This is a genomic window from Streptomyces sp. BR1 (assembly GCF_052373795.1).
Classification (GTDB): Bacteria; Actinomycetota; Actinomycetes; order Streptomycetales; family Streptomycetaceae; genus Streptomyces.
In genome coordinates this window covers 1,290,858-1,302,800 of sequence record NZ_CM126252.1, presented here as the reverse complement: position 1 = coordinate 1,302,800, position 11,943 = coordinate 1,290,858, and the positions used below count along the sequence as shown (strand labels likewise).

The following is an 11,943-nucleotide window of genomic DNA, read 5'->3' as shown; positions in this document are numbered from 1 at the left end:
TACGCCAAGGAGGCCCCCGCTCTCAGAGCGGGGGCCTCCTCCTATGTGCTGCCCAGTGACGTTACGCCGGGACGCTCGCGACGCCCTGCGCCAGGAACTTCTTCCCGTTCACGCGCTCCGAGACGCCCTCGCGGTCCAGGTACGGCGTGATGCCGCCCAGGTGGAAGGGCCAGCCCGCACCGGTGATCAGGCAGAGGTCGATGTCCTGGGCCTCGGCCACGACACCCTCCTCCAGCATGAGCCCGATCTCCTGCGCCACCGCGTCCAGGACGCGGTCACGGGTCTGCTCCTCGGTCAGGACGACATCGCCCTGCTTGAGGAGAGCGGCGACCTCCGGGTCCAGCTCGGGCTTGAACCCGTTCTCGGCGGAGTAGACGTAGAAGCCGCGCTTGCCCGCCTTGACCACCGCGGCCAGGTTCTCGGAGACCGTGAAGCGGTCCGGGAAGGCGCGGTTGAGGGTCTCGGACACGTGCAGACCGATGGCGGGGCCGACCAGCTCCAGGAGCACCAGCGGCGACATCGGCAGACCGAGCGGCTCGATCGCCTTCTCGGCGACGGCGACCGGGGTGCCCTCGTCGATGACGTTCTGGATCTCGCCCATGAACCGGGTCAGGATGCGGTTGACGACGAACGCCGGGGCGTCCTTGGTCAGGACCGCGGTCTTCTTCAGCTTGCGCGCCACACCGAACGCCGTGGCCAGCGAGGCGTCGTCGGTCTGCTCGCCGCGCACGATCTCCAGGAGCGGAAGGATCGCGACCGGGTTGAAGAAGTGGAAGCCGACGACCCGCTCGGGGTGCTTCAGCTTCGACGCCATCTCGGAGACCGAGAGCGACGAGGTGTTGGTGGCGAGGATCGCGTGCGCCGGGGCGACCGCCTCGACCTCCGCGAACACCTGCTGCTTGACGCCGATCTCCTCGAAGACGGCCTCGATGATGAAGTCGGCGTCGGAGAAGCCCTCGGCCTTGTCCAGCACACCCGAGACCAGGCCCTTGAGGCGGTTGGCCTTGTCCTGGTTGATACGGGACTTCGCGAGCAGCTTGTCGATCTCGGCGTGGACGTAGCCCACACCCTTGTCGACGCGCTCCTGGTCGATGTCGGTCAGCACGACCGGCACCTCAAGGCGGCGCAGGAACAGCAGCGCGAGCTGCGAGGCCATCAGACCCGCGCCCACGACGCCGACCTTGGTGACCGGGCGGGCCAGGTTCTTGTCCGGCGCGCCCGCCGGGCGCTTGGCGCGCTTCTGCACGAGGTTGAACGCGTAGATGCCGCTGCGGAGTTCCCCGCCCATGATCAGGTCGGCGAGCGCGGTGTCCTCGGCGTCGAAGCCGGCCTGGAGGTCACCGTTCTTGGCGGCCTCGATGATCTCCAGGGCGCGGTAGGCGGCCGGGGCCGCGCCGTGCACCTTGGAGTCGGCGATGAAGCGGCCCTTGGCGACGGCCTGGTCCCAGGCCTCGCCGCGGTCGATCTCGGGACGCTCGACCGTGACGTCGCCCTTGAGGACGTTCGCGGTCCAGATCAGCGACTGCTCCAGGAAGTCCGCACCCTCGAACAGCGCGTCCGCGATGCCGAGTTCGAAGACCTGCTTGCCCTTGAGCTGGCGGTTCTGGTTCAGCGAGTTCTCGATGATGACCGAGACGGCCTTCTCGGCGCCGATCAGGTTGGGGAGCAGCGTGCAGCCGCCCCAGCCCGGGACAAGACCGAGGAAGACCTCGGGCAGCGAGAACGCGGGCAGCGCCTTGGAGACGGTGCGGTAGGAGCAGTGCAGTCCGACCTCGACACCGCCGCCCATGGCCGCGCCGTTGTAGTACGCGAAGGAGGGCACGGCCAGCGCGGCGAGACGCTTGAAGACGTCGTGGCCGCTCTTGCCGATGACCAGCGCGTCTTCGTGCTTCTTGAGGATCTCGACGCCCTTGAGGTCGGCGCCGACCGCGAAGATGAACGGCTTGCCGGTGACACCGACGCCGACGATCTTGCCCTCGGCCGCCTCCTGCTCGACCTGGTCGATGGCGGCGTTCAGGTTCGCCAGCGAGCCGGGGCCGAAGGTGGTCGGCTTGGTGTGGTCGAAGCCGTTGTCCAGCGTGATCAGCGCGAACTTGCCCGCGCCGAACGGCAGGTCGAGGTGGCGCACGTGCGCCGAGGTGACGACCTCGTCCGGGAACAGCTCGGCCGCACCCTTCAAAAGCTCAGCGGTGGTGCTCACTTGCTGCCTCCGGCGTCCTTGTGGTGCGGGTTCTCCCAGATGACCGTGGCGCCCATGCCGAAGCCGACGCACATGGTGGTGAGGCCGTAGCGGACCTCCGGCTGCGCCTCGAACTGCCGCGCCAGCTGGGTCATCAGGCGTACGCCCGAGGACGCGAGCGGGTGGCCGTAGGCGATGGCGCCGCCGTACTGGTTGACGCGGGCGTCGTCGTCGGCGATGCCGTAGTGGTCCAGGAACGCGAGGACCTGGACGGCGAACGCCTCGTTGATCTCGAAGAGGTTGATGTCCTCGATCGAGAGGCCGGCCTTGGCCAGCGCCTTCTCGGTCGCCGGGATCGGGCCGTAGCCCATGACCTCGGGCTCGACACCCGCGAAGGCGTACGAGACCAGGCGCATCTTGACCGGCAGGCCGTTCTCGCGCGCGAACTCCTCGGACGCGATGATCGACGCGGTGGCACCGTCGTTGAGGCCGGCCGCGTTGCCCGCGGTGACGTTGCCGTGGACGCGGAACGGCGTCTTCAGGTTCGCCAGGCTCTCCAGGGTGGTGCCCGGGCGCATCGGCTCGTCGGCCGTGACCAGACCCCAGCCGGTCTCGCCCACCTCGGCGTTGGTGTTGCGCACCGAGATCGGCACCAGGTCCTGCTGGATCTTGCCGTCGGCGTACGCCTTGGCAGCCTTCTCCTGCGAGCGCACGGCGTACTTGTCGGCGCGCTGCTTGGTGATCTGCGGGTAGCGGTCGTGCAGGTTCTCGGCGGTCATGCCCATGAAGAGGGCCGACTCGTCGACGAGCTTCTCGCTCACGAACCGCGGGTTCGGGTCGACGCCCTCGCCCATCGGGTGGCGGCCCATGTGCTCGACACCACCGGCGATGACGGCGTCGTACGCGCCGAAGGCGATGGAACCGGCGACCGAGGTCACGGCGGTCAGCGCGCCCGCGCACATACGGTCGATGGAGTAGCCCGGCACGGACTGCGGCAGACCCGCGAGGATGCCCGCGGTGCGGCCCAGGGTCAGACCCTGGTCGCCGATCTGGGTGGTCGCGGCGATAGCGACCTCGTCGATCTTGGCGGGGTCGAGGGCCGGGTTGCGGCGCAGCAGCTCCCGGATCGCCTTGACGACGAGATCGTCGGCGCGGGTCTCGTGGTAGATGCCCTTCGGGCCCGCCTTGCCGAACGGGGTGCGGACGCCGTCGACGAAGACGACGTCCCTGACGGTACGAGGCACGATGGCTCTCCTCCAGGGTGCGGGGTGGCACTGCTGCGCGTGGCGCGGACGCCTGAGCGCGCGCTCACCCCGACATGCTACTTGCGGGTAACCAAACTGCCCAGTCCCCTCGGCCAGAGCGGCGAAGGTCACACTCCGGATGGCCCCCACAACGGCCGTACCCCCTGATGACCGTGGTCGTCAGGGGGTACGTGGGCGCGGTGCGGGTCAGGCCGTCTTCGCCGTCAGGGCCTGGGACAGGAGCGGGGTGACCTGCTCGATCTGCCAGCGGCGGGCGCCGTACGCGGCCAGGGCCTCGGCCACGGCCGCCTCCGAGCGGTCGCCCGGGGGCTCCCAGCACACCCGGCGGACGGTGTCCGGGGTGATCAGGTTCTCCTGCGGCATGTTCAGCTGCTCCGCGAGCTCGGAGACGGCGGCACGGGCCGCCGAGAGGCGCGCCGCGGCCGCCGGGTCCTTGTCCGCCCAGGAGCGCGGCGGCGGCGGGCCCGTCACCGGCTGGCCGGGCTGCGGCAGCGCGGAGTCCGGCAGCGCCTTGGCCTTGTCGACCGCCGCCTGCCACTGCTCCAGCTGCCGCCGCCCCATCCGGTGCCCGTATCCGGGCAGCGCCATCAGGGCCTGTACGTCGACCGGCAGCGCGAGCGACGCCTCGATGATCGCGGAGTCGCTGAGCACCTTGCCCGGCGAGACGTCACGGCGCTGGGCGACCTTGTCCCGGGCCGTCCACAGCTCCCGCACGGCGGCCATCTGGCGGCGCCGGCGCACCTTGTGCATCCCGGAGGTGCGCCGCCAGGGCTCCTTGCGCGGCGGTGCGGGCGGCGCGGCGGCGATGGCGTCGAACTCCTGGCGGGCCCAGTCCAGTTTGCCCTGGCGGTCCAGCTCCTTCTCCAGCGCGTCGCGCAGGTCGACCAGGAGCTCGACGTCGAGGGCCGCGTAGCGCAGCCACGGCTCGGGCAGCGGCCGGGTCGACCAGTCGACCGCGGAGTGGCCCTTCTCCAGGGCGTATCCGAGGACGCTCTCGACCATCGCGCCCAGGCCCACGCGCGGGAAGCCCGCGAGCCGGCCGGCGAGCTCGGTGTCGAAGAGTCTGGACGGCACCATGCCTATTTCCCGCAGGCACGGCAGGTCCTGGGTCGCGGCGTGCAGGATCCACTCGGTGTCGGCGAGCGCGTCGCCGAGTGCGGAGAGGTCGGGGCAGCCCACCGGGTCGACGAGCGCGGTGCCCGCGCCCGCCCGGCGCAGCTGCACCAGATAGGCGCGCTGGCCGTACCGGTAGCCGGAGGCGCGCTCGGCGTCGACGGCCACGGGGCCGGTGCCGGCCGCGAACGCGGCGACGACTTCGGCGAGCGCCTCGTCGGTGGCGACGACGGGCGGAATGCCGTCTCGGGGCTCCAGCAGGGGAGTCGGCAGCCCATCAACCGGGACGTCGTCGTCCGGGGGAGCGCCCCCGGTGGTTCGCAGTGCTGTCTCTGCTGCGGTCTTATGGGCGTCGGTCACCTGTCAAGGGTACTTGTGTATACGCCGCGTCCGTCGACGGAACGTTCCGTCGACGGACGCGCGAGGGGCGCACGGCGCTTTGTGGGGGGAGCATGCCCCTCGGGACCGGTGGGTCGGCAGGTGATCAACAGGTGATGCGGGACCCCGGTCGGTGGACGGTTCGGGGTCCCTGAATCCGGTCTTCGCGTCAGTGTCCGGGTCGGTCCGTCCGGGTCAGTGGATGATTCCCGTACGCAGGGCCACGGCCACCATGCCGGCCCGGTCGCCCGTGCCGAGCTTGCGCGCGATACGGGCGAGGTGGCTCTTCACGGTCAGCGCGGACAGGCCCATGGAGACGCCGATCGCCTTGTTCGACTGGCCCTCCGCGACCAGCCGCAGCACCTCGACCTCGCGCCCGGAGAGCTCGCGGTAGCCGCCCGGGTGGCTCGGGGCACCCGGGGGGCGGCGGTGCATACGGGCGGCCGCGGATCCGATGGGGGCGGCGCCGGGGCGGGTGGGGTGGCCGATGTTGGTGCGCGTACCGGTGACGACATAGCCCTTCACGCCGCCCGCGAGGGCGTTGCGCACGGCGCCGATGTCGTCGGCGGCGGACAGGGCCAGGCCGTTGGGCCAGCCCGCCGCCCGGGTCTCGGACAGCAGGGTGAGCCCGGAACCGTCGGGCAGATGGACGTCGGCAACGCAGATGTCGCGCGGGTTGCCGACGCGGGGACGTGCCTCCGCGATGGACGACGCCTCGATGACGTCCCGTACTCCGAGGGCCCACAGATGACGGGTGACGGTGGAGCGGACTCGGGGATCGGCGACGACGACCATGGCCGTCGGCTTGTTCGGGCGGTAGGCGACCAGGCTTGCGGGCTGCTCAAGAAGAACGGACACCAGGCCTCCTGGGAAGGTGCGGGACGGGGCCGGCTCGGGGATGAAGCCGGGGCGAACCGTGCAGATAGGGTCACAGACCTCTTCGGCAGGCAGCCCGTCCGGCTTTAGGGAATGATCACGATTTGGTGAGAAACATTTAGGGCAATTAGGACAGGTGACCGATGGGGGAGTGACCGGACGAGTCCCCTCGGGGCGCAGCCCCGAATCCCCCGCAGGGCGCGGATTGCCGGTGCGGACCGTGCGTGGCTGGTCGCGCAGTTCCCCGCGCCCCTTATAGGGCAGCTGGTCGCGGCCAGGATCCAGCAGAGCCGCACCTGCTTGCGGGCACCGGCCCTGCGAAGCGCAGCGCTCAGCGGGGATCCCGTCGCTGCGGCAGTGACACCACACCCGCGTCAGTCGAAGGCGCCGGCGGCAATCCCGCGACCTGGCACAGCAGATCGCACCAGGCCGAAAGATGCGCGGCGGAATCCGGCACCCCGCCACGCCCCTCACGCGGAGTCCACGACGCCCGGATCTCGATCTGCGTGGCGGGCCGCCGCTGCGAGAGACCGCCGAAGTAGTACGAGCCCGCACGCGTCACGGTCCCGCTCGCCTCCCCGTACGAGAGGCCACGGGCCTCCAGCGCGCCCGTCAGCCACGACCAGCACACCTCGGGCAGCAGCGGGTCCGCCGCCATCTCCGGCTCCAGCTCCGCCCGTACGAGCGTGACGAGGCGGAACGTTCCCTGCCAGGCGTCGTGCCCCGCCGGGTCGTGGAGCAGCACGAGGCGCCCGTCCGCCAGGTCCTCGTCGTTCTCGACGACCGCCGCCTCCAGCGCGTACGCGTGCGGCGCGAGCCGCTGCGGCGGTCTGGTCGGGTCGACCTCGATCTCGGGCCGCAGCCGCGCCCCCCGCAGCGCGTCGACCGCCTGGCGGAAGGCGGGCGGAACGGTCCTGCCGTCCGCACTGTCCGTGCCGCCGGCGCCATCCGAAGTTCGTCCCTGAGCGGCAGTCATGCCGGAAGACTAGGCGGAACGGGCGCCTCGCGTCGGTAGAGACACCCGGGCCCGGCTGACCGCTTGGGGGCGCGTGCGAAGATTCTGGGCGTGACCGCCAACGAACGCCCTTCGGGCCCGCCGACGCAAACCTATGACTCCGCCTTCCTGAAGGCCTGCCGCCGCGAGCCGGTGCCGCACACGCCGGTCTGGTTCATGCGGCAGGCGGGGCGCTCGCTGCCCGAGTACCTGAAGGTGCGCGAGGGCATCCCGATGCTGGAGTCGTGCACGCGGCCCGAGCTGGTCACCGAGATCACGCTCCAGCCCGTGCGCCGCCACAAGGTGGACGCGGCGATCTACTACAGCGACATCGTGGTCCCGCTCAAGGCCATCGGCATCGACCTCGACATCAAGCCCGGCGTCGGCCCGGTCGTCGCCGACCCGATCCGCACGCGCGCGGACCTGGCGCGGCTGCGCGACCTCACCCCCGAGGACGTCCACTACGTCACCGAGGCGATCGGCATGCTCACCGCCGAGCTCGGCGAGACGCCGCTGATCGGTTTCGCGGGCGCGCCGTTCACCCTCGCGAGCTACCTCGTGGAGGGCGGCCCGTCCCGCAACCACGAGCACACCAAGGCGCTCATGTACGGCGACCCGCAGCTGTGGGCCGACCTGCTCGACCGCCTCGCCGAGATCACCGGCGCCTTCCTGAAGGTCCAGATCGAGGCCGGCGCCTCCGCCGTCCAGCTCTTCGACTCCTGGGTGGGCGCGCTGGCCCCCGCCGACTACCGCCGCTCGGTGATGCCCGCCTCGGCGAAGGTGTTCCGGGCCGTCGAGAAGTACGGCGTCCCGCGCATCCACTTCGGCGTCGGCACCGGCGAACTGCTCGGTCTGATGGGCGAGGCCGGGGCGGACGTCGTCGGCGTCGACTGGCGCGTCCCGCTCGACGAGGCCGCCCGCCGTGTCGGCCCCGGCAAGGCGCTCCAGGGCAACCTGGACCCCGCGGTCCTCTTCTCGACGCCGGAGGCGGTCGAGGCGAAGACCCGCGAGGTCCTGGACGCGGCGGCGGGCCTTGAGGGCCACGTCTTCAACCTGGGCCACGGCGTCCCGCCGACGATGAACCCGGAAGCCCTCACGCGCCTCGTGGACTACGTCCACACGCAGACGGCCCGCTGAGCCCGGCTAGTTTCCCGCCGCCCGCACCGCCGACACGGCCTTGCGGGCGGCGACCAGGACCGGGTCCCAGACCGGGGAGAACGGCGGGGCGTAGCCCAGGTCCAGGGTGACCAGCTGCTCCACCGTCATCCCCGCCGTCAGCGCGACCGCCGCGATGTCGACGCGCTTGGCGGCCCCGTCGCGGCCGACGATCTGCACGCCGAGCAGCCTCCCCGTACGCCGCTCCGCGAGCATCTTCACCGTCATCAGGGCCGCCCCCGGGTAGTACCCCGCGCTGTTCGTCGACTCGATGGTCGCCGTCACGAACTGGAGACCCGCCACGCGCGCGTCCCGCTCGCGCAGCCCCGTACGCGCGATCTCCAGGTCGCAGACCTTGCTCACCGCCGTACCGACGACGCCGGGGAAGGTCGCGTAACCGCCGCCCACGCCCGAGCCGATGATCTGGCCGTGCTTGTTCGCGTGCGTGCCGAGCGCGATGTGCCGTTCGCGGCCCGACACCAGGTCCAGGACCTCCACGCAGTCGCCGCCCGCCCAGATGTCCTCGTGGCCGCGCACCCGCATCGCCAGATCCGTGAGCAGCCCGCCGTACTCGCCGAGCGGCAGCCCCGCCGCGCGCGCCAGCTCCGTCTGCGGCTCGACACCGATGCCGAGGACCACCACGTCCGCCGGATACTCGGCGTCCTCGGTGGCCACCGCCCGCACCCGGCCGTCGTCCCCGGTGAGGATCTTCGTGACCTCGGCGCCCGTCACCGTCGTGATGCCGAGGCCGTCCATCGCCTCGCGCACCAGGCGGCCCATGTCCGCGTCGAGCGTGGACATGGGCTGCTCGCCGCGGGTCACCACCGTCACCTCGTAGTCGCGGTGCAGCAGTGCCTCGGCCATCTCCACGCCGATGTAGCCCGCGCCCACGATCACCGCACGGCGGCCGGGCGTCGAGGCCAGCGTGTCGAGCAGCGCCTGCCCGTCGTCGAGGGTCTGCACCCCGTGCACACCCGGCGCGTCGATCCCCGGCAGCTGAGGCCGCACCGGCCGCGCACCGGTCGCGATGACGAGCTTGTCGTACGAAGTCCAGTACTCCTCGCCCGACTCCAGGTCCCGCGCCCGCACCCGCCGCCCCGCCGTGTCGATCTCCAACACCTCGGTACGGGTGCGCAGATCGATGTCACGCGCGCGGTGCTCCTCGGGGGTACGGGCGATCAGATCGTCCCGCTCGGGCACGTCGCCGCCCACCCAGTACGGAATGCCGCACGCGGAGTATGAGGTGAAGTGGCCGCGCTCGAACGCGACGATCTCCAGCTCCCCGGGCCCCTTGAGTCTGCGGGCCTGGGACGCGGCGGACATCCCCGCCGCGTCCCCGCCGATGACCACCAGTCGCTCCGCCATTGCGCACCCCTCGCTCAGTCCGTCCCGCTGTCTCCTTCGGAAGATACGTACGGGGGTCGCGCGGAATTCCCGGACGCGGCCGGGACCTTGACGGGTCCGGCCTGCACGGGCGTGGCGGAAGGCGTCGCGTGCCGGGGCAGCCGCGGGCGCACCACCCAGCGCCACAGCGCGTACAGCGCCGCCAGCGCGCCCGCGAACGGGGCCACCGCGCCCAGCACGATCACGAGCCACCGCAGCGCGGTGACGAACGCGTGCCAGCCGCCCGACAGCGCGTCGAGCACGCCGGGACCGTCGTCCTTCGCGGACTTCTTCGCGGGCGCCGCCTCGGAGAGCGCGAGGGTGATCGTCGCCAGGCTCGTACGGTCCTTCAGCGACGCCTGCTGGGCCAGGAGCGCCTCCAAGTCGGCCTGCCGACGGCCCAGTTCGCTCTCCAGTGTGACCACGTCGCCGATCGCGCCCGCCCGGTCCATGAGCTCACGTACGCGCGCGACGCTGGCGCGCTGGGAGGCGATCCGGCTGTCCACGTCCACCACCTGGTCCGTGACGTCCCGCGCCTCCGCCTTGCGGCTGAGCAGGTGCCCCGAGCCGGACAGCGCGGCGAGGACGTCGTCGTAGTGGGCCTCCGGGATCCGCAGGACGACGTGCGAGACGGTACGGCCGTGTGCGTCCCGCTGGGTGCTCTCGTCGCCGACGAAGCCGCCCGCCGCCGTCGCCGCCGAGCGGGCCGCGGTGAGCGCCTTGGGCACGTCCACCACCTCGACGCTCAGCTCGGCGGTGCGCACGATGTGGGCCTGGGCGGGCGGTGCGGGCGCCTTCGACGGTCCGGCCGCGCCGCTCGCGGGGCCGCCGGGCCGCTTCGCGGCGCCGTCCGCCGCGCCGCCTTGTGCCGGCGCGGCGGCCTTGCCCCGGTCGCCCGCGGCGGACTTGTTGTCGCCGGAGCCCGCACTGCACCCCGCGAGGGCCAGCGAGGCGGTCAGGAGAGCGGCGGCCAGGGCGGCCAGCGGCCGGTGCCCGGTGGTACGTCGTCCACGCATATCGGCTCCCTCGGGGGCGCGTTGGGTGTGGTGGGCGTTGGACGGACGGGGTGGGCGCGCGGGTTGCCGCATCCCGGTTCCGAAGCGATGACGGTCGGGACTCGGAACGGGCTCGGCGGCGGAGTGTCGGAGGCGTCTGAGACAGTGGAGGCATGGACAACGCCGTCGCAGGAACACCGCACATCGTCGTCGTCGGAGGCGGCATCGCCGGGCTCGCCGCCGCCCACCGGCTGCTGGAGTCCGGTGTGCGCGTGACCCTGCTGGAGGCCACCGACCGGCTCGGCGGCAAGCTGCACGCGGGCGAGATCGCGGGCGCGCGCGTCGACCTCGGCGCCGAGTCCATGCTGGCGCGTCGCCCCGAGGCCGTCGGCCTCGCGCGCGAAGTCGGCCTCGGCGAGCGGCTGCGGGCGCCGTCGGCAACCGCCGCGATCTGGACCCGGGGCGCGCTGCGGCCGATGCCCAAGGGGCATGTGATGGGCGTCCCGGCGGACCCGGCCTCGCTTTCCGGCATCGTCTCGGTCGAGGGCCTGGCCCGGATCGCCCAGGACCGCGAGCTCGCGAGGACCGAGGTCGGGGACGACATCGGCGTCGGCGAGTTCGTCGCCCGCCGCGTCGGCCGCGAGGTCGTCGACCGGCTCGTCGAGCCGCTGCTCGGCGGGGTCTACGCGGGCGACGCCTACCGCATCTCGATGCGGGCCGCCGTCCCCCAGCTCTTCGAGGCCGCCCGCAGCCACACCTCGCTCCTCGACGGCGTCCAGGACCTCCAGGCGAAGGCCGCCGCGCGCCCCCAGGAGAGCGGCCCCGTCTTCATGGGCCTCGACGGCGGCATGGGCGCTCTGCCGCTCGCCGTGGCCGACGCCGTACGGGCCAAGGGCGGCGTCATCCGTACCGAGGCGCCCGTCGCCGCCCTCTCCCGGACCGCCGACTCCTGGCGGATCCGCACCGACCACGAGGTGATCGAGGCCGACGGCGTGGTCCTCGCCGCCCCCGCCTGGTCCGCCTCCGCGCTGCTCGCCGCCGAGTCCCCGGCGGCGGCCGCCGAGCTGGCCGGTGTCGAGTACGCCTCCATGGCGCTGGTCACGATGGCCTTCCGGCGCGCGGACCTCGAACACCTGGAGCGCAGCTCCGGCTTCCTGGTCCCGTCCGTGGACGGCCGCACGATCAAGGCGTCCACCTTCTCCTCGTACAAGTGGCAGTGGGTCACCGACGGCGCCCCCGACCTGTTCGTGCTGCGCACCTCGATCGGGCGCTACGGCGAGGAGCAGCACCTGGAGCGGGACGACGCCGACCTGGTGGACATGTCGCTGCGCGACCTCGGTGACGCGGTCGGCCTCGCCGCGAAGCCGGTGGCGAGCGAGGTGACGCGCTGGACGGGCGGTCTGCCGCAGTACCCGGTGGGCCACCTCGCGCGCGTGGCGCGGGTGCGCGCGGCCGTCGCCGAACTGCCCGCGCTGCGGGTCTGCGGGGCCGCGTACGACGGCGTCGGCATCCCCGCGTGCATCGCCAGCGCGCGGCGCGCCGCGGACGAGATCATCGCCACGTCGACCCTGGCGCGGAACACTCAGCGTGACGCGGGACAATAGC

The 11,943-nt window shown here is 72.4% G+C and carries 9 protein-coding genes; 2 read left to right on the top strand and 7 right to left on the bottom strand.

Annotation, left to right across the window (positions count from 1 at the left end):
• Nucleotides 1–61 precede the first annotated feature (61 nt).
• The 5 genes from ACT1U9_RS05870 to ACT1U9_RS05850 form a co-directional block, all read right to left on the bottom strand.
• On the bottom strand, nucleotides 62–2,200 hold the full coding sequence (locus tag ACT1U9_RS05870; protein WP_444537311.1) for a 3-hydroxyacyl-CoA dehydrogenase NAD-binding domain-containing protein: 2,139 nt from the start codon (nucleotides 2,198–2,200) through the stop codon (nucleotides 62–64).
• Nucleotides 2,197–3,423: a thiolase family protein gene (locus ACT1U9_RS05865; protein WP_444537310.1), complete on the bottom strand. Its 1,227-nt coding sequence runs from the start codon at nucleotides 3,421–3,423 to the stop codon at nucleotides 2,197–2,199. The genes ACT1U9_RS05870 and ACT1U9_RS05865 overlap by 4 nt, the downstream gene beginning before the upstream one ends.
• Nucleotides 3,424–3,630: 207 nt before the next feature.
• Nucleotides 3,631–4,917: an HRDC domain-containing protein gene (locus ACT1U9_RS05860; protein ID WP_444537309.1), complete on the bottom strand. Its 1,287-nt coding sequence runs from the start codon at nucleotides 4,915–4,917 to the stop codon at nucleotides 3,631–3,633.
• Between the two features lie 213 nt (nucleotides 4,918–5,130).
• Nucleotides 5,131–5,793: a LuxR C-terminal-related transcriptional regulator gene (locus ACT1U9_RS05855; RefSeq protein ID WP_188272546.1), complete on the bottom strand. Its 663-nt coding sequence runs from the start codon at nucleotides 5,791–5,793 to the stop codon at nucleotides 5,131–5,133.
• A gap of 349 nt (nucleotides 5,794–6,142) precedes the next feature.
• The gene (locus tag ACT1U9_RS05850; RefSeq protein WP_444537308.1) at nucleotides 6,143–6,787 is read right to left on the bottom strand and encodes a DUF3000 domain-containing protein; all 645 of its coding nucleotides are present in this window, start codon (nucleotides 6,785–6,787) and stop codon (nucleotides 6,143–6,145) included.
• A gap of 90 nt (nucleotides 6,788–6,877) precedes the next feature.
• Here ACT1U9_RS05850 and hemE point away from each other — a divergent pair, with 90 nt between their 5' ends.
• Complete coding sequence (hemE, locus tag ACT1U9_RS05845; RefSeq protein ID WP_444537307.1) at nucleotides 6,878–7,942, top strand: uroporphyrinogen decarboxylase; 1,065 nt, start codon at nucleotides 6,878–6,880, stop codon at nucleotides 7,940–7,942.
• Nucleotides 7,943–7,948: 6 nt separating this feature from the next.
• Here hemE and ACT1U9_RS05840 read toward each other — a convergent pair whose 3' ends face one another.
• Nucleotides 7,949–9,325: an FAD-dependent oxidoreductase gene (locus tag ACT1U9_RS05840; protein ID WP_444537306.1), complete on the bottom strand. Its 1,377-nt coding sequence runs from the start codon at nucleotides 9,323–9,325 to the stop codon at nucleotides 7,949–7,951.
• Nucleotides 9,326–9,339: 14 nt separating this feature from the next.
• Nucleotides 9,340–10,359: a DUF4349 domain-containing protein gene (locus ACT1U9_RS05835; RefSeq protein WP_444537305.1), complete on the bottom strand. Its 1,020-nt coding sequence runs from the start codon at nucleotides 10,357–10,359 to the stop codon at nucleotides 9,340–9,342.
• Between the two features lie 152 nt (nucleotides 10,360–10,511).
• On the opposite strand from ACT1U9_RS05835, the gene hemG reads away from it, so the two are divergent.
• Nucleotides 10,512–11,942, top strand: coding sequence for a protoporphyrinogen oxidase (gene hemG / locus ACT1U9_RS05830; RefSeq protein WP_444537304.1), 1,431 nt, complete (start codon nucleotides 10,512–10,514; stop codon nucleotides 11,940–11,942).
• Nucleotide 11,943 lies beyond the last annotated feature (1 nt).